Genomic DNA, 16,326 nt, shown 5'->3' with positions numbered 1-16,326 from the left:
TCATCCCTTTCGATCAGAAATTTGCTTCACCTGCTACTCTGGGTTCTTCCATGGAGGACTCCCAATGCATAATTTTGACCTGCTCCCTTCCCTGCTTTACAAAATCAACGAAAACCAACTCGCGCTCGAAGCCGCCATCATGGAGCTTACCTTGTGGGCCGAAAAACTCGGTGCGACCGAAGTCTCGGACAACGTCCGCGGCTCGCTCTCGGCGATCGATAGGAACGAAGAGTTCATCAAGATGACCCTGGCGGTGATGATGACGCCGGACTGACAGCTCGTCGGCTCAACCTCGCCCGTCCGCATCGGCTCGATTACTGTATATGCAACCAGTAATAAGCAAGGCATTCCCGTGGACCCCCTCTATATAGAAGACACCGACGATTGGCTTGGCACCCCTACACCGCTCGAAACCTGCCGACACCAGCTCAGGATGTACGAAAACGAATTCGAAGCGCTCACTCTCAAGCTGCAGCGGGCACTGGAAAATATTCAGGGACTGATCCAGGACAATGACGCGCTCATACAGGAGCGGAACTTTCTGAAGGCAAAGCTTCAATATGCTGAGGGGGATTTGCTAAGCGAAAAGCGCAGATTCGCTGACGTCGAGCACAACAGAAACCATCTATTCAATGAAAACCAGCGCCTGCTCAGGGATGCTCGAGATCGGGAGGAGTTGGCGGGTCATTGCGAATATTGCGCTGAAAAAGGTTTGTGACGAAGCCAGCGCTGGTGGGTCTACGCTGAACCAGATCCAGCGAGGCTATGGCAATGTGCGGACGACTTTCCCAGTACACCGGCATTCACGACTTTGTGGCGGCACTGAGCATGCCAAACGCGCTCATCAACTCTACCGGCGAACAGCCCTTTGAGCGGTACAACGCCGCGCCGACCACTCAACTTGCCCTCTTCCACCAGGAGGGCCAGTTCCTGCACGCGGACATGGTCCGCTGGGGATGGCGACCGCACTGGGCAAAAGACCGCGCGGCGCCGATCAATGCCCGCGTCGAGAAAGTCGCCCACGGACCTTTCTTCCGCGCGATCTGGCCGCACCGGGCGATCATTGCGATCAACAACTGGTTCGAGTGGGTCGACGAAGGCGGGCCAAAGAAGCAGCCCTACCTGATCAGGCACCGCGACCAATCCCCAATACTCTGCGCTGCGATCGGCCAATACCCCAACGAGGAGCACGAACCCGGCGAGCACGACGGCTTTGTGATCATCACTGCTGATAGCGCTGGCGGCCTGGTCGATGTCCACGATCGGCGGCCAGTCGTTCTCCCGCCAGAGCTCGCGCGGGAATGGCTCGACCCGGCCACGCCGAAAGAACGCGCCGAACAGATGGTGCTGCATGAGGGCGAGCCATCCGAGGCTTTCGAATGGTTCAAGGTGGACAAGGCCGTCGGCAACGTTCGCAATGATCAGTCCGAACTGATTCTTCCTATCGGCTTTTGACTGCGTAACGGAATTCATCGGACCTTGACGATACGCATCGCTCAACTACTCTCCTCCCAGACCGCACCCAGGGACCGGGTGGCCGGACACACTATGAGGGCGCGGTCTGTGTGCCATTGCAAACAAGGAGCGACAAAATGTCTGGATCGACCCAAACAATTGATGTGCTTATCGCTGTAGATGCCGATTATCTGATTGCCAACCCTAATGCATTAGTCGCTAATGCGGTTTCCATGCTGGTAAATCGTGATGCGATCGATAGCCAAGCGAGCGGAATCTACGCGGACGGGGGTTACGAACTGTGGATCGACGTCAAGCCGGGCGACAACGTTCGCTGGCGCGCTACTACGTTATCGCGCAACTTCGACCGTGTTGCACTTATCACCGGCATCAAACAAACCAGTAACCCCAGCAATGATCCCAAAGAGACTGGCTCCATTTCAACGCCAACCTCGTACAACATCCCTCATATCCCAGTGCCCTATCTGGAAAAAAGCGCTCCGCATGGCATCGGCAAAACCGATGTCACATATACATTTTGGCAGGCTGTGGCGGAAGACGGTGGGAAGCTCGCCTACCAGATCACTTTCGTGCTTTTGGACCGTGACCTGAACCAGATAGGCGAACCACACACGTGGGACCCTTTCATCACCGTCAACGATCGGTAACGTGAACCGTTGAGACGCTGCGCACAGTCTGGCCGGTATGCTCTTGTCTTCTTAGACGCACCGGCCAGGACTGGTCGCAAGATATAATCAAGTCGCCCGCTATGGGTGAGCCTTTGAGATTCACTTCAGAGCATTCTTGCGACTAAGTCTAGTGTCCCCGCAGCTTGCTGGTACCTATGAGTCGGGAAGACAGGCAGCAAGCTCCTATCGCGTTATTGCCCGCCAAGGGATGGCTGTCATAGAACTTCCTTGAAGAAAATGTGGTGCCCGAGTATCAGCGACTGCTTCGCCTTTGCCGCCCAAACCGGCGCTTTGATGCTAGTGGCGTAATAGTGAGTGGCGCCGCCGGTGGGATCCGGCACTTTGCCGTCGATCACTTGGTCAGCAGCAATCCGGCACTGGGCCAGCTCGCGGAACGGGATCTGCTTCACGCCGATCAGGAATTGATAGTTCGGGTCGGTCTTGTTCCAGCAGCTGAACTGCCACGGTTTTTGACAGACGCCAGCGTAGCCTTCGCCCCACCACGACTTTTCCTTTCCATCGAATACGCGGTTACGGATCGTCCATGCCACAGCGATCTGCCCGGCGGTGCCTTCCCCGCGCGCCTCGCCCCATAACGTTCGGGCGAGGATGTCGCGGTCTTTTTCAGTTGCGGTCATGCTTTTTCTCCAGGCAAAAAAATACCCGCTCAGTGGCGGGCTATTGAGACTGAGGGAGCGCGGGCCAATCAGGAGCAAAGGGCCAGCCCTCGCGCTCTGGCGTTTTGCTCAGAGCGATCAGGTATCGTTTCCAGGCTTTCCAGAGCGCCCGGTCTTCTTCGGTGATCTCGTCCAGGTCTACCCCGGCCTGCAAAGGGCTGATTACGGTGTTGGCCTGCTCGATTAGCAACCGCAAAGCCGCCATGGAATCCCGATTCTGGTCATCAAGTGCCACTTTCTCGATTAACCATGCCGGTATCTCTTCTACTAGCGTTTCGCCGGGATCAATCGGCCATCCGGGCTCAACGCCTCGCCATGAGTTTTGCGTGATCGCGTAAGGCATGCTCATCGCTCCATCCCGTAACCACAAACATCGATGGTCGCCGCACCACCAGCAGCGGCGACCGCGTATGTAATAGCCATGTTTCCATCCATCACGAAGTCAAACTGAACCCGCGCACCCGCGTCGGCGATCATCATCGGAGCAGAGCCTGCAGCCGGGACGGAAATAAATACGACCTGGCCGGCGGCGCTCACGCGGAGGACAACCGATTGGCAACCCTGCGGAACGACTGGGCCTAGTCCTACCGCGGTGTAAGCCGCGGCTGTTCCCCCTGACAGACGCCGGAACGGTGTGATGCTGGTGTTGGTCGTGTAGAAAATCATGTTGGAGGCTGAGAGCTGGAAACCGTAAAGGGTCCCGCCCGCACCTGTTCTCAGTGCACAAATAAATCGGCGCGAAGAATCACCCGCTTTCGTTCGAGCTCTTCCGAAATACGGCGCGCTGTAGACTGTTGGCGAAAGCTCGATGGCCGCAACACCCGCGTTTTCGTAGAGATACGCGTAGTAGAAAACGTCGGGGTTCAACCCACCGATACCTGAAATCGTGATGGGCGCGGAAAGCCTCAGGTTTTTGCCGGTGCTCGGAATGAACGCCGCTCCAGGCGAAAACGTAATTGAGCTGCTGCTGTTCCAGGTTGGAATCATGCCATCGATGTAACCGTCGGATACGCCGCCTTGAGCCGGAGTGATGGTTTTGTTTACGGCAACCTGCAGCTTGCTGAATGCCGCAATGATGCTGTCCGTTGCGACCACTGCACCAGACGCGCCAGCGTCCAGCCCGGTAAGGACCGAAGCTAGTACCCGCGGGTTCGTGAGGTATTTGTTGGTGATGCCTTCGGGGATACCGTCCGAGTTGGAGATGTTCAGCGCGGCGCGCACGCCAGCCTGCGTCGGGTCATTTCCCAACACCGCCAGCACGCCCCCAAACTGGTTGGTCAGCGCTCGAAGGGCATCCGCCGAATCCTTGGGATAACCCTGCATGGGCGCAATGGCATAACCACCTGCCGCGTTCGTCGCACCGATGTAGTCTGGCGAGATCGAAAGCGTGGTGTTGCTCGCGATGTTCGTCACCTCGTACCAGCCACCGTCCGGGCCGCGGAAAGCATCGCCGACCCGGGAATTGGTAACGAATGATGTGCCCGTGCCGTTCACGGTATTGGAATTTTGGACGACAGAAACCGTTCCCGATTTATACCAGGGCATGGACGTATCCTTTGAAGATGAATTAAGCGGCTTGTTTTGCGAAAACGGCCGGGAGAAAAAAGGCGAGCGGGTTCGATGCGGCAACGGTGATGGCGTACAGCTTTCCGTTGGGGAAGTCCCACCAGCAATAGAGCTCTCTGGGAATCGCGCTGCCCGACGTCATCGGCATGCCGAACGTATTGAGCAACATGAATTCGTTCTCGGGGAAGTTGAACGGAACGCTGTAGAAGATCCGCGTCAACCCCTGCTGGCTGGTGTCGTACGTCACATAGGTCCAGTTCTGAAAGGCGCGTGTAAACGTTGCGTTTGGCGTTCCTGAATCGAAAAGAAGATTGCCTGCGCCGTCCCACAGGCGCATCCCGTACTGCGCAACTGGCTGAGCGCCGAAAGCGGCTACAAAATAGCGCCCATTCAGTCCCGCAGCGCTTACGTCATAGGCTCGGACATAGAAGCCTGTCCAGTTGCCCGCCGACCCAAGAAGCCGCATTCGGCAAAGTCCCGCTATCCCATTGAAGGTATCGGGCCGCACGAATACAAGCGGTGGCTCCTGTGTGGTGACTGGACGCGAGAACGTTGTGACAGAACCGAGCCCCGCCTCCTGTGTTGGGGCATACCGCCCAGACGCGATAACCATCAGTCGCGAAAATTCTGAATCCAAGGTCACGACGTTATTGTTGTTTGTGAACTCGACGCCATAGCTCATCAACTCCACCTCATAACGATCAAGCGCATTGTTCCTGAAGACGTCGTGCTCGCGGCGTACGTTCGCGTGTAGTTGTAAACGCGAGCGACGCCTTCAAGCATTTCCGTTTCAAACTGCATCTGGGACTCCGGATAGGCGCCAATCGGCACGACAATGGCTGTACCGTTTCCCGGCCCAACACCTGGCACGGCAAAATCCTGGAATCCTTTATTTGCCCCTGGTGGGAATGTCACGGGGACCGAAAGCGCTACACGAATCGTGAACGAGTTTTCATCCAACTGGAGCGCCCCATCGGCGCCCCAGATTCGTATGCCGTAACTCATGCGGACAGGTTCCCCCATTGATAGCGCTTCACGCCGTTCTCATCGAACACCTTGCCGCCATTGTTGTTGATCACCTGGCGAGCACCACCGCCGAGCGGGCTGTTCAACTCGAAGTTGCCAGCCTTGTCGATGCGCCATCCCTGTACGCCGGCGATGTAGTTGTCTGACTGAATGAAGAAACCGATCTTGGCGTTTCCGATCGAGGCGTCCTGGATGAACGCCGAGTTCATAAACACCTGGCCGCCCTGTACCGCAAACGGCACCGAAATGGCGCCGCCGGCGATGGTGTTGACGATGGCGAACCGGTCCGCACTCACCAGAAACTGGCTCTGCAAACCGGCACCGGTGTTTTCGATACCGAGTCCAATACCGGCCGCAACGTACTGACCGTTCGCCGTGACCTGCATCTTCACCGACCACATCGTCGACAACTTGCCGTCGGTGTTCGCAAAGGCGGTTGAGGTTTCCTGAATGGCAGCTGAGTTCTCGCCGACTTTCACGTTGACCTGAGTGATCGCCTGCGCAGTGGCTTCCTTATCGGTGGCGACAACTTGTCGAAGGTCCGTCACGTTCGCCGCGCTTTCCGCCACGGTCGCATCAAGCGTCGTGAGCTTTTGCGCAGTGGCGAGATTTTCGGAAGCCCTGACGCGGTCTTCGTTTGCGATCGCCGCGGTGCTGCTCCATCCCTTCAGGGCGTCGTCCATATCTCCCTTGCCGTCATCATCGCGGAATGATGCGCGCAGAGCGTCGAACGCAGTCGCCTGCGCTGTGACCACGCCATCGAGCTCAGTGATCTCGGCAGTGTTGGTCGCCACCTGCTGGGCAAGCCCATTGGCGGTTTCCACTGTCTGCCCTACGTCGAGCCAGTAAAGCGGGTTCGGCGGCGGCGTTTCGACCGGTACCGGGCCGGTGGCTTGATAGATCCGCTTGCCCTGCACCACCAGGTCGTACTCTTCATAGGTGGCTTCAGGGTCGTAGCCTTTCAGTCCGTCGAGCGCATCAATCTGCGCCTGCAATCCGGGGATCTTCTCGATTTCATCAAGCAGATCCTGACCGAGCTCCGTTTCGGTGATTTGACCGGCGATCATTTCCAGAATGGCAGCGGCGTCAGAACTGGATTGCCCCTGCACGCCAAGCCCGATCGGATACCAAGGCCCGATGTTGCCGATTTTGTCGACGATTCGCCCCCAGAAATACAGGGTCACGCCGGCGCGCAGGCCGAGCATGGAGAAATCACTCTGCGGATAGGCCAGGTCTGTCAGCTTCGTTGCTGCTTCCAGCGAGGTCGCGGGACCGTACCAGATCTCTGTGCGCTGGCTGTCCTCCGCGCCAGCAGGGAAGCCCCACTTCAGGTAGATGCCGAACAGCAGTGGCGTGGCAGTCAAGTAGCTGAGCGCCGGTGGCAACCCCTGCTTACCACTGAGGTTGGTCAGGATTGAGTTGCGCCAAATCGACGAGATGTCGAAAGCGCTTACCGCGCGGACGCGGGCCACGTATGCGCCAGCATAAATACCGACTACATCCACGTTGGTCATGCCGGTGCGCTGCAGCTTGATCCAGTTGCCGCTGTCCTTGCGCCACTCCACGTCATAGCCGACCGCGCCATCCACGGCTGGCCAACTGATCGTCATGGTGGCCACGGCCAGCCCCTGGACAACCGATGACGTCGACGACAGCGAAACGCTCGCCGGTGCCGGCACAACGGTGATCGGAATCACGCTGATCGGTCGTTCTTCCAGGCGCGCGCCGGTGTCGATGAAAGCGAACTTGCTCGGCTCGAACTGCAGCGCGCTGATTTCAAAATCCCCCTGGGTAGTGCGCTTGGTCCGCAGCACCCGATACAGCGGGATCGCCAGGTCATCGGCATCAAGCGCCCATTGCAGTTGCGCCACCGGCGCCTGACTGTAGTTCGTGGTAACTGTTACCGCTCGGCCGTTGACGCTTTGCACGGTGCGCCCTTCGGCGCGGCCGCCCGGCAGGTTGATGATCAGCCGATCACCGGCCTTGGCTTGTGTGTCGCGATCGAGGGTGATCACCCGGCCAGCCGCCACCGATATCCGACCGCCCACTTCACGCCCCGCCAACAGCGAATCCGCCACAGGGATGATGTGCCCTGGCAGCGGGATAACGCCTTCCATGCCGGTCTTGAAAGAGACGGTGCGGTCTTGGTTGTTGCTGAGGATTGCCCACTTACCGCGGCGCTGGGCCTCGGAGGCGCGGGTGCAGCCAATGGCGCTCAGTTCGGTCGGGCGATCGCCGTAGCGGCGTTGCAGATCCAGATCAGCGAACGGAATGACGTCAGTGTCGTAGTTGTTCGCCGGGTTGTCGTAGCTCACCAGCGCCCGGGTGTAACGCGTCTTCGCCGAGGCACTGCCATAGGAGAACTTGCCGTCGATGACGTTCGACCGGGTGAACACATAATCGAAGTCCTGCGCGCGCGGCATGTCAGCCTGCATCACCAACTGGCCCTGCGCCCAGTACGTCATGCCCCGATAAATGGCCGAGATATCGCGCAGCAGCGACCACGCATCGGCCTTGCCCTGCAGGTTCATGTCGCAGAGGAAGCGTGGTTCCTGACCGCCCAACCCGTTCGGCACCATCTGGTCGCAATATTGGGCAATCCGGTACAGCTCCCATTTGTCGACCATGAATGATTTGATGCGCTTGCCCAGGCCGAAGCGGTCCTCGGTGCAGATGCCGTAGGTGATCCATGCCGGGTTATTGGTCCAGGCCGACTTCATCGAACCGTCCCACGTCCCGGTATAAGTGCGCTGGATCGGGTCGTAATTGCTCGGCACCATCCAGCGCCGAGCCTTGCACTTCACGGTCACGGCCGGGATGTTGGTGAACTGCTCGGCGTCGAATTCGATGTAGAGCAGTGCGGTATTCGGATAGCGAAGTTTGGCGTCAATCACTTCGGTATAACCGGCCACCAGCATGGTGTCGGCGATTTTGTTGGTGTTCTGGTTCGGCGTCAGGCGACGCACGCGGATCTGCCAGCCGGTCGTGGCGTCCGGCAAGTCGATGCGGCGCGAGCGCTCGTAGCGAGTGGTGGTCTTACCGTCGACGGCGTCCACCAGCACCTGCTGATAGGCGCCGCCATCGGTGGCCACGTCGATTGCGTACTCGATCCGGTAGCCGCCGACATTGCCCTGGTCATCAGAGCGTTGCAGCGCCGGCCAGGCCAAGCGCATGCGCACGGCCGAAAGCTGGGTGTTGGTGATCGAGCGCACCCACGGCGAATCGCTGCGCAGCTCAATGTTCAGCGACGTCTCGTTCTCTACGGACGGAATGCCCGGGATGTAGGCCTGGTCCACCGAGCCCGGCCGCCAGTCCCACTTCACGTTCGGGAAGTTGTAGTTGCCGCTGGCATCGCGGATCGGCGTGTTGTCCAGGTAGATGTCGTAATCGGTCGGGACGCTGTCGAACTCCCCCTCGCCCACGGCGATCAGCAGCTTGGCCAGGTTGGTCGAGCGCAGGCTGTCGCTGGCTTCGGTCGGCGACTTCGGCTTACTGCTGCCGCCCTTCTCGCCGCGGATATCGATCTGTGCTGCTGCGCCCATGCTTTCCTCCAGGCATAAAAAAACCGCCTCGCGGGCGGTGTGGGTGTCCATACAGCGTGGATGAAATGCCAGTAGCGACCACGTGCTTTGGGGAGTAATTTTCTGACCTCTCACAACCAAGGAGCGGCCATGTCTATCAGAAGCCTCGCAAGAAACCTTCCGAAAGACCCTGATAACGCAGATTGCGTGCTGGGTTGGGGTGTCGTGCAAAGCACGCCATGGCGATTCGTCGACATCTACGCTTCAAAAGAGGCAGCAGACGCCGAGGCCAAATCTCGAGGGCCAAGGTTTCAAGTCGAATACGGATCTCACCGACTTGGCTCCGATGATTTTATGGGTGAGCTGGAGCAGCCTTTGCCGGCTCACTCAAGCTGAAACTCATGCGGCAGTTGGCAGAGATAAGAGCAGCGGTAAGGCCTGGCTTGCCGCAATACTTTCGCGTGTAGCCGCTTGGCGATGTGCATTTGCCAAAGAAGCGCTCGCGATGGATTTCACGCCCGCCATCCAGTACGGCTACCACCGCTTCGTCGCCACAAACCAATCCACCTTCAAGTCGATGAAGGTCTTGGATGGTGATGCTGTAGGTGACTTTGGTCATGCCTTGTCCTCCGCCAGGATCGAGGCCGAGACGATCATCCCGCCCCACCGGCGTTCGCCGATGCAGATCGGCACCGGGTTGCCGCTGGCCGTGGTGTTCTTCGCACTGCCGAAAGCGTAGGACGGAGAGTTTTCGGGGGATGCGCTTTGCTTCAGTCCAGAGGCTTGGGGGCTGAGCATTTGAATTACGCCGCCGGCGACCAATCCAATACCGGCACCGATCAGAGGCGCGCCGAATGGAGTGGTCGAAAGGAACGTACCTGCAACGATCAAGACCGCACCAATAATGGTCTGGATGAGGCCGGCTTTTTTGCTCCCCTGGATGATTGGCACAATGCGAATATCAGTTGCTCCACCCAATCCAAATTCCGCCTCGCCGACGTTCTTTCGATTGCGAAACACGGCGAAGCGCATGCCCAGCCGGTCGAGGCGCTGAATTTCTTCCTTAAACCCTACAAGCGTTGCCTTTAGCGCTCTGAATGCCTCCCATGCTTGGCCGGAGTCCAAGACACGACGGTGAACCCTGCCAAACTTCGCCGCCAAGGACCCTGACAATTTGATCGTAGTCATTGGCTGATAGTGAGCAACGGTGGAATGCATGCTTTTCTCCGAACATAAAAAAACCGCCCGAAGGCGGCTGATTGAAAATTTACTTACTGATAATCGACGTATGGGCCAATAAAAAACCCGCTCATGTCCCCGCTGATTCGGTAGAGGCTTTCTTTGCCGCTTCTTACATTGGCAGAGATCGTGCGGATGGCTGCCCCGCCACAAAGCCCAGAGCCGGCAAGACCCGCTCCGATACTTGGGTTACCCGGCGGAAGGTAAAAGGATGCGCGCTGCCCGGTGCCGATTTTAGCGGCCTTCCGGCCATCGACATACACGACTATGTCACAACCAGATCCCACCATTCCCGAGTCCCGGACGACGGTGACCTTGCCGCTTTCGCCGGCCGGCTTATTTTGAAACGCGTACAGCTCATCACGCGGCACCGGATCAGCCTGGCTAACCGGAATGGCAGAAGATGCACACCCCGCCAACAGCGCTACCGCCAGCGCTCCTACGATCAATTTCATGCAGGTCACTCCTGTGGGAAAGGATGCACTGTAGCGCGGCACTGTGCGGGCATCCAGCGTGGATGGAAAGCCAGTGGCGCACCTAGATGCCGGCATAGTAGCGTAATGCCTTCAGCTATGGCGTCGCCGCTAGCTAAAATCAATTAAAGAAAGAAAGCAAGGAAAGCAATGAACCACGTAGGAACTTTTACTTGTGAAACATGTGAAGGCGATATCGACTGCCGCATCGGTTTTTCCAACAGAAAAACACAACCACTTAGCTTTCCGTGCCCTCATTGCGATGCGCTGATTGAGATCACACTCTTCCTCAATGACTCCCCATCTTTCAAATTAAATGGCGTTATAAACGATCCCGAAAAACGTTACGGGATGTTCGACGGGAGAAATCCTTTCATTGATCTTCATTTAGACTTTCCAGTGTGGTCTACCACTTATGTTCCAGGCCACACCCCATATCTGATGGCTATACAGAAAATGAGAAAGGACCCTCAAGAAGGTGCGAGGGAGAGTGATTACCTTCATTTCCAGCAAAGACTCAATCACTTGAATGAGCTCCATGAGAAGTCTAAAGACCTCAAAAGAACATTGCGCTTATACTACGGCGAAAATAAGAAGCTCTTTGTAAAAAAAGCAGAAGAATTCACGGAAGAAAAGCTAGAGCGCACATTGGCAATGGAGGATATAAACCTCGCTCTCTATCGCTTGATCAGCACAACCTTCCTCCCGTTCATTGATCCAATCTCCACTGCCACCTTCACTAGCGAAATTAGCGACTTGGTGGTAGATATCGGAACAAAAAACAAACAAGCCTTCGATGATTTCATGGACGAGATTATCAGTACTAATTTTCTCGCTAATCTCCAGCGCGATTGCTTAGAAATTTATCCACGCATACTCAATGCAGAGATAGCACTCAGACCTGCTCTTTTCATGGACTTCGTCGAAGAACAACCGGACAACAGAATTTCGGGAAAAATCTCAACGAAGGATTTTAACGAGTACAAAGACCTCTACAAAGACATAACTGAAATACTTGGCAAACAGCTTTCATTGGTAGCCGCTATAAACAACATTATACACCGCCAAAACCACAATAAATTCAAGCCAAAAGATGGAGGTGCACTATCTTCAATTTCAAAATTCGCAGACAAAACTCTTTCTGAAAAATTCAAATACCTCGATGATTGCTGGTTCAAATTTGACGATGCAGCTCTGAACACTGGAGCAAGAAATGCAATCGCTCACTACGCGACAGAATATGATGAAAAGACCCAAATAATTCAATATTTTTCTGAAAAAGAAGGCTTGAAACAAGAGAAGCCGCAAGAGATGTTTTTTCTTGAGTTCATGAGAATGCTACTTATCGCCTTTCGAGAAATGCATTATCTGCACCACGTAATTAAGAGCTTGTTCTATTACGAGTTTATTATCAATAAAAACACTCGAAAAATTTCTTCCAACTCAAAAGACGAAAAGAGAAAACACAAGCAGTAAGGGCCCCACCCAGTCCTTTGCCTGCAAGCCCAAGTACTGGGCTGGGGTTTTACCAGCTCGAAAAACATAGAGATGCTTAAAACATTGAACATCAAAAGGAATGCATTGAAAGTTCTCGCAGTGACATTGGCGGCTGTCAGTGGCGCCTGCCTCGAAGCGACGACCGATGTTATAAAGAAGAACTTTGAGCCCGCACTTATCGCCGCTAGAAACGCGTTTGAAGACTGGGCCCACCCCCTACCCTCTAATGCAATGATTGGCATCACTCTCCAATCATTCATGCCTTCCGCGAAAAGTGATGAGCCATGGGCGGAGGCCGTATCCGCCACGATTTCTGGTAAAAGCTGCCTTGAACCAGACGGACACCAAATTGTTCGCGCTTTTGAAGAAGCACCCAACGGACACCGTACCAATGCAATCATGATGATTCGCTGTCGGCCGTCAGGACGCGTATCAGTGAGCCTCACTCCGCAAAGCGGCAGCACAGTGTTGATATACGATGGGCGTTTCAAAGACGGAGAAAAGGCAGCGTTTCCAGGGATTCCAGGAAGCTATTACGCAGGCATCCTGACAATGTACCGGCTGGATTCAGTAGTTCCGAAAGGCTCTTGGGAAGAAATGTCAAATCGACAGTAGCTGCGATTTCACAGAATTATCCGTCAATTGGCGCCTTCACTACTCGGCATCAGCTCAAGACTGATGCACCCTTGGAACTGGTATGTCTGATATCACCGTTACCTTCAAATGCCTAGGCCAGACAAAACGTGATGTAGGTTTGATTGGGCGTTACAACCTAGAAGTCACCGATATCCGCAGCGGCAAGACCGCAACGATCGCAGTCGAGCCCAGGCACTTGGCCTCGGCTCGCAGTATGAAAACAATACTGCTAGACCGATGCATGGTTTACTCGGTTACTCAGAAGACGCATGACCAGATGCTTCTTGAGATGTTTGCCCGCGCAAATGACCGAGCTGAGATCCCAAACTCTCGCTGAGTCGAAGGGCGGCCATCCCGCGTCCATGTCTGCGGGAAAGAATGCAGGCGGGGCTGACGGACATAAAAAAGCCCAGCAACGAGCTGGGCTTTGCTCATCTAAAGATTGCCCAGAGAACAGCGGCGATTATCAGCCATGTGACAATATGTGCCCACATAGGTGTAGGCGCGGTTTTAGTAACGCCACTCTTCGCTCCGCCAAACAGCTTGGATGAAGAAAGCCCCGTTCCCGGAACGCTGCTCGTTACTTTCGTCCCGCGCTTGCTCAGATTCACCGTCGCGCCTTTTCCGCCTATCGATGTGCTGAGGCCGCTCTTGCTGACATTGAGGCGAATACCTGGGGCGATTTTGAAGCTTTTCCGGATGCGAAAGGCCATGGCTCAACTCCTTGAGAAAGCGAAAAGCCATCATAAACCGATCTGGATTCTCGCCAAGCTGTGTGGGCATCCAGCGTGGACGAAAGCCCAGTAGCTCAAAACATCGGCAACATAGTAGCTTTATGCCCTTAATGCTCAAGGAGAGCGCAATGGCATACGTAACTCAAGTCACCCGTCGATACATCACAGAAACCAACTCGCCAGAACACGCCCACTGGAACACCCTCTACGAAATCGGCGACACCGTTCCGGTTTCAGGAATCTATCGCTGCCAAGGGTGCGGTGACGAAATAACGTCTAACGCCGGCCAACCATTTCCGCCCCAAAACAGGCATCAGCACGCTGATTCTTCGGTCGCCGTCCTCTGGCAGTTGATCGTTAGAACCAAAACAAGCTGAATTCCCCCTCGTCCTTTGCCTGCAAGCCCAAGGACTGGGATTGCGCCAATTCGGCGCGATTGTGAAATTAGGAGACTCAAAAGTGACAGATAAAGATGCTGCTAAATGGGGATACGAGGCGGGTCCCAATGATGCAATGAAGAAGGAGATTGGTCAGGTCGTCGTGAACCACGCTCTGTGTGACTCTCCTCTTTTAGACATTTTTCAAATTTTGTCCGGCACCTCGGTTTCAGTCACTTTCGCGTTAGTCCGAACGCTGAATATCAAGGCCGGTGCAATGATCATGGCCATTAAGGCGCTTGCGCAAATCAGAGAGCCTGAGATAAATCCTGCTATTCAAAAACGTCTTTCCATGGCGCTCTCCGAACACGACAAGCTGTCACGCTTGAGAAACGAAATCGCACATTGGCAATGGCACCTATCTCTGGAGGGTGTCGACGCTGCCCATGCTTCGAATGACTGGAGAAGAAATCCAGATAACTCTCAGGTGATCAAGAGATTCACTCTCGAAGATCTGAAAAACGCTTCGCTCGGACTGATCAATGTGTATGCAGCCTTGAACCTACTTTCTGCAACGCTGCAAAGCACAGTAGACGGAGAGAAGCTCACGAGGATTTTTGTTGATTTTGATGAAGTATTGAAACGCGTTCAAGACGCTGTTCTCGACTTACCAGAGCCTTCGGCTGAAGAACTGCCATGATTCGAAATATCTCCTCGAGCAGATGAATAGAAATCAGCGGGTCGTGAAGGCTGCAGACGTATTCCATCGCGGCCTCCGTCATACCGCTGGTTACGATTACTTGATCCAATTCCTGAGGCGGTCTATCCGCATAGCGAGCGAGGTTGGCGAGAGTCTGAGCTTCCAACCAATCAGACATATCTTTCACGGCTGTCTCCGGCGGCATTTTTTAAGTTATGTGGTTCGTTGCGCATCTTTGTGCCGAAGAATCAGGCGTGTTCGGTCCAGCCACGGCCCGCCAAACACGATTACCTCTGACGGCCTGCCGTACAGGTGGTGTAGCAGGAACGGCCCAGGGCCGAACGTGGCAGCATCCTCACTAGGCAGCGCAGGATCAGTGCCGAGGAAGATCCCTGCGTGGTTTGGGTAAACCGTGCGGCCCACTTCCATCACGATCATGTCACCGCGCTGCGGCTGGTCGACGCGGTAGAAGCCGGCGGCCTCGTAGTTCTCTTCGTACAGGCTGGTGTTTTCCTTGCTCTCCCACCAGCCATCGGCACGCTTGAAGGCTTCAAACTCCAGCCCCCACTCGCGCTTGTACCAGTCGGCGCAGACCTGCCAGCAGTCCCAGGCGCCATGCACGAACGGTCTTTTCAGCAGCGGCACTTCACCGATGGGAACGATGGTGCGCAGGTCGCCTTCCGGCCAGCTCAGAATGTGCCAAGGCATCGCCGTCGCTTCGCACATGGCGAGGTCGCGTGGTGACGGCCTGCTGGTGGCGTCCGGATGTGAATGAATTATGCCGATCACTTCGCCGACGTCTTCGGCCGCGGCGTACTCCTCCGGGTCAATCCGAAACTCCTCCTGCGGCTCGGTGGAAACGTTGCGGCACGGGTAGTAGTGCTGCTTGCGCCCGATCGCCAGCAGCAGACCGCAACACTCTTTCGGGTACTCGGCCGCCGCGTGCGCCTGGATCGCGTTCAAGATGTGCTTTCGCATGTCAGCTCCGTGCGATCAAGGATACAGCGGGGAAGCCGCCAAACGGCAGCGGGTTTCCTTCGCCGAACCGCGGGATGCAACCCTTGCCCAGCGTGGCGTCGCATTGGTCAAGTTCAGGGTTGTCGGTGATGACGCCGTCCTTCGTGACGTACGGGCCGGTGTATCCGCAGTTCGGCCCCCGGTAACCGCCGGTGAGGCACCAGTGGCAAAGGGTTGTGGCCTGACGCCCGATCGACTCATTACCGACGTCGCCGGGGCTGGCCAGCTCCCAACTGACCGTCTCCCCGTCCTCGTTCGTCTTCTGGTCGATGTACCAGACCTCGATCGTCTCTTGGGTTGGGTCTGCAGTGGGATTGCCAGCGGGGAAGTTCGCTGCGTCGAGGTAGCTGCCGAGCGTGTGGCGCATCGTCAGCTTAAATTCGAGCAGGTCTTCGAACGCCAGACAAAGCGCGGTGATGCGCCCGTTGACGTTGCCCACCGACAACGTCGGCCGGACCGCCGTGCCGTCGCCGTTCGCCTCGATGCCGTCGATTTGCATCGGCCAGGCGCTGTACTCGTTGCCCTGCCAATAAATCGCCTTCGCTGGCAACTGATCGGCATTGGCGCCGGCGGCGATCAGGTCGGCTGGCGTGTGCGGTATCGCGTGCCCGTGGAAGCGCAGAACGTCCGCGCCATAGTCCGTGCCGTCCAATTCAAAAAGCAGCACTTCGCTGCCAGGCTCAAGCACCTGGATGTCACTGATCAGCGGCATGGTTGCC

20 protein-coding genes are annotated in these 16,326 nt (G+C 56.1%); 8 read left to right on the top strand and 12 right to left on the bottom strand.

Features of this window, described 5'->3' with window-relative positions:
• The first annotated feature begins 64 nt into the window (after positions 1-64).
• From BLU52_RS10735 to BLU52_RS10720, 4 genes are all read left to right on the top strand, one after another.
• The gene (locus BLU52_RS10735; protein ID WP_090283160.1) at positions 65-274 is read left to right on the top strand and encodes a hypothetical protein; all 210 of its coding nucleotides are present in this window, start codon (positions 65-67) and stop codon (positions 272-274) included.
• 78 nt (positions 275-352) lie between these two features.
• Positions 353-718: a hypothetical protein gene (locus BLU52_RS10730; protein WP_090283159.1), complete on the top strand. Its 366-nt coding sequence runs from the start codon at positions 353-355 to the stop codon at positions 716-718.
• Between the two features lie 53 nt (positions 719-771).
• Positions 772-1,455: an SOS response-associated peptidase family protein gene (locus BLU52_RS10725; protein ID WP_090283158.1), complete on the top strand. Its 684-nt coding sequence runs from the start codon at positions 772-774 to the stop codon at positions 1,453-1,455.
• A gap of 137 nt (positions 1,456-1,592) precedes the next feature.
• The gene (locus BLU52_RS10720) at positions 1,593-2,123 is read left to right on the top strand and encodes an AidA/PixA family protein (RefSeq protein ID WP_090283157.1); all 531 of its coding nucleotides are present in this window, start codon (positions 1,593-1,595) and stop codon (positions 2,121-2,123) included.
• 236 nt (positions 2,124-2,359) lie between these two features.
• On the opposite strand, the gene BLU52_RS10715 is transcribed toward BLU52_RS10720, so the two are convergent.
• From BLU52_RS10715 to BLU52_RS10670, 9 genes are all read right to left on the bottom strand, one after another.
• Complete coding sequence (locus BLU52_RS10715; protein ID WP_090283156.1) at positions 2,360-2,782, bottom strand: cell wall hydrolase; 423 nt, start codon at positions 2,780-2,782, stop codon at positions 2,360-2,362.
• A 40-nt stretch (positions 2,783-2,822) separates the two neighbouring features.
• On the bottom strand, positions 2,823-3,164 hold the full coding sequence (locus BLU52_RS10710; protein WP_157720692.1) for a tail fiber assembly protein: 342 nt from the start codon (positions 3,162-3,164) through the stop codon (positions 2,823-2,825).
• Between the two features lie 2 nt (positions 3,165-3,166).
• Complete coding sequence (locus tag BLU52_RS26990; protein WP_231988023.1) at positions 3,167-4,366, bottom strand: hypothetical protein; 1,200 nt, start codon at positions 4,364-4,366, stop codon at positions 3,167-3,169.
• A gap of 22 nt (positions 4,367-4,388) precedes the next feature.
• Positions 4,389-5,069, bottom strand: coding sequence for a hypothetical protein (locus BLU52_RS10700; RefSeq protein WP_090283154.1), 681 nt, complete (start codon positions 5,067-5,069; stop codon positions 4,389-4,391).
• The gene (locus BLU52_RS10695; RefSeq protein WP_090283153.1) at positions 5,069-5,392 is read right to left on the bottom strand and encodes a hypothetical protein; all 324 of its coding nucleotides are present in this window, start codon (positions 5,390-5,392) and stop codon (positions 5,069-5,071) included. The genes BLU52_RS10700 and BLU52_RS10695 overlap by 1 nt, the downstream gene beginning before the upstream one ends.
• Entirely contained in the window at positions 5,389-8,955 is a 3,567-nt protein-coding gene (locus BLU52_RS10690) for a host specificity protein J (protein WP_090283152.1), read from the bottom strand. The genes BLU52_RS10695 and BLU52_RS10690 overlap by 4 nt, the downstream gene beginning before the upstream one ends.
• Before the next feature lie 331 nt (positions 8,956-9,286).
• Positions 9,287-9,553 (bottom strand): hypothetical protein, encoded by a 267-nt coding sequence (locus BLU52_RS10680; RefSeq protein WP_090283150.1) that lies wholly within the window; start codon positions 9,551-9,553, stop codon positions 9,287-9,289.
• Positions 9,550-10,152 carry a tail assembly protein gene (locus BLU52_RS10675; protein ID WP_090283149.1) on the bottom strand — a complete coding sequence of 201 codons (603 nt, stop codon included), beginning with the start codon at positions 10,150-10,152 and terminating at the stop codon, positions 9,550-9,552. The genes BLU52_RS10680 and BLU52_RS10675 overlap by 4 nt, the downstream gene beginning before the upstream one ends.
• Positions 10,153-10,205: 53 nt before the next feature.
• Entirely contained in the window at positions 10,206-10,628 is a 423-nt protein-coding gene (locus BLU52_RS10670; RefSeq protein WP_090283148.1) for a hypothetical protein, read from the bottom strand.
• Positions 10,629-10,796: 168 nt separating this feature from the next.
• On the opposite strand from BLU52_RS10670, the gene BLU52_RS10665 reads away from it, so the two are divergent.
• Both BLU52_RS10665 and BLU52_RS26670 read left to right on the top strand, forming a co-directional pair.
• Positions 10,797-12,122 carry a hypothetical protein gene (locus BLU52_RS10665; protein ID WP_090283147.1) on the top strand — a complete coding sequence of 442 codons (1,326 nt, stop codon included), beginning with the start codon at positions 10,797-10,799 and terminating at the stop codon, positions 12,120-12,122.
• Positions 12,123-12,194: 72 nt separating this feature from the next.
• The gene (locus BLU52_RS26670; RefSeq protein WP_157720691.1) at positions 12,195-12,758 is read left to right on the top strand and encodes a hypothetical protein; all 564 of its coding nucleotides are present in this window, start codon (positions 12,195-12,197) and stop codon (positions 12,756-12,758) included.
• A 452-nt stretch (positions 12,759-13,210) separates the two neighbouring features.
• Here BLU52_RS26670 and BLU52_RS10655 read toward each other — a convergent pair whose 3' ends face one another.
• On the bottom strand, positions 13,211-13,492 hold the full coding sequence (locus BLU52_RS10655; RefSeq protein ID WP_090283145.1) for a DUF4236 domain-containing protein: 282 nt from the start codon (positions 13,490-13,492) through the stop codon (positions 13,211-13,213).
• 149 nt (positions 13,493-13,641) lie between these two features.
• Between BLU52_RS10655 and BLU52_RS10650 the strand changes: the two genes are divergently transcribed.
• Both BLU52_RS10650 and BLU52_RS10645 read left to right on the top strand, forming a co-directional pair.
• Positions 13,642-13,890 (top strand): protein L, encoded by a 249-nt coding sequence (locus BLU52_RS10650; protein ID WP_090283144.1) that lies wholly within the window; start codon positions 13,642-13,644, stop codon positions 13,888-13,890.
• A 40-nt stretch (positions 13,891-13,930) separates the two neighbouring features.
• On the top strand, positions 13,931-14,590 hold the full coding sequence (locus BLU52_RS10645; RefSeq protein WP_090283143.1) for a hypothetical protein: 660 nt from the start codon (positions 13,931-13,933) through the stop codon (positions 14,588-14,590).
• A 213-nt stretch (positions 14,591-14,803) separates the two neighbouring features.
• Here the strand turns inward: BLU52_RS10645 and BLU52_RS10640 are convergent, their stop codons facing one another.
• On the bottom strand, positions 14,804-15,568 hold the full coding sequence (locus BLU52_RS10640) for a C40 family peptidase (RefSeq protein ID WP_090283142.1): 765 nt from the start codon (positions 15,566-15,568) through the stop codon (positions 14,804-14,806).
• 1 nt (position 15,569) lies between these two features.
• Positions 15,570-16,319, bottom strand: coding sequence for a phage minor tail protein L (locus BLU52_RS10635; RefSeq protein ID WP_090283141.1), 750 nt, complete (start codon positions 16,317-16,319; stop codon positions 15,570-15,572).
• Positions 16,320-16,326 lie beyond the last annotated feature (7 nt).

This window comes from Pseudomonas granadensis, from assembly GCF_900105485.1.
Lineage (GTDB): Bacteria > Pseudomonadota > Gammaproteobacteria > Pseudomonadales > Pseudomonadaceae > Aquipseudomonas > Aquipseudomonas granadensis.
The sequence above is the reverse complement of the archived record's forward strand: the minus strand, read 5'-3'. Positions and strand labels throughout refer to the sequence as shown.

Coding starts and splice junctions, on each gene's coding strand:
- BLU52_RS10735 (WP_090283160.1), top strand. CDS start 65: ATGCATAATTTTGACCTGCTCCCTTCCCTGCTTTACAAAATCAACGAA.
- BLU52_RS10725 (WP_090283158.1), top strand. CDS start 772: ATGTGCGGACGACTTTCCCAGTACACCGGCATTCACGACTTTGTGGCG.
- BLU52_RS10720 (WP_090283157.1), top strand. CDS start 1,593: ATGTCTGGATCGACCCAAACAATTGATGTGCTTATCGCTGTAGATGCC.
- BLU52_RS10715 (WP_090283156.1), bottom strand. CDS start 2,782: ATGACCGCAACTGAAAAAGACCGCGACATCCTCGCCCGAACGTTATGG.
- BLU52_RS10710 (WP_157720692.1), bottom strand. CDS start 3,164: ATGCCTTACGCGATCACGCAAAACTCATGGCGAGGCGTTGAGCCCGGA.
- BLU52_RS26990 (WP_231988023.1), bottom strand. CDS start 4,366: ATGCCCTGGTATAAATCGGGAACGGTTTCTGTCGTCCAAAATTCCAAT.
- BLU52_RS10700 (WP_090283154.1), bottom strand. CDS start 5,069: ATGAGCTATGGCGTCGAGTTCACAAACAACAATAACGTCGTGACCTTG.
- BLU52_RS10695 (WP_090283153.1), bottom strand. CDS start 5,392: ATGAGTTACGGCATACGAATCTGGGGCGCCGATGGGGCGCTCCAGTTG.
- BLU52_RS10690 (WP_090283152.1), bottom strand. CDS start 8,955: ATGGGCGCAGCAGCACAGATCGATATCCGCGGCGAGAAGGGCGGCAGC.
- BLU52_RS10680 (WP_090283150.1), bottom strand. CDS start 9,553: ATGACCAAAGTCACCTACAGCATCACCATCCAAGACCTTCATCGACTT.
- BLU52_RS10675 (WP_090283149.1), bottom strand. CDS start 10,152: ATGCATTCCACCGTTGCTCACTATCAGCCAATGACTACGATCAAATTG.
- BLU52_RS10670 (WP_090283148.1), bottom strand. CDS start 10,628: ATGAAATTGATCGTAGGAGCGCTGGCGGTAGCGCTGTTGGCGGGGTGT.
- BLU52_RS10665 (WP_090283147.1), top strand. CDS start 10,797: ATGAACCACGTAGGAACTTTTACTTGTGAAACATGTGAAGGCGATATC.
- BLU52_RS26670 (WP_157720691.1), top strand. CDS start 12,195: ATGCTTAAAACATTGAACATCAAAAGGAATGCATTGAAAGTTCTCGCA.
- BLU52_RS10655 (WP_090283145.1), bottom strand. CDS start 13,492: ATGGCCTTTCGCATCCGGAAAAGCTTCAAAATCGCCCCAGGTATTCGC.
- BLU52_RS10650 (WP_090283144.1), top strand. CDS start 13,642: ATGGCATACGTAACTCAAGTCACCCGTCGATACATCACAGAAACCAAC.
- BLU52_RS10640 (WP_090283142.1), bottom strand. CDS start 15,568: ATGCGAAAGCACATCTTGAACGCGATCCAGGCGCACGCGGCGGCCGAG.
- BLU52_RS10635 (WP_090283141.1), bottom strand. CDS start 16,319: ATGCCGCTGATCAGTGACATCCAGGTGCTTGAGCCTGGCAGCGAAGTG.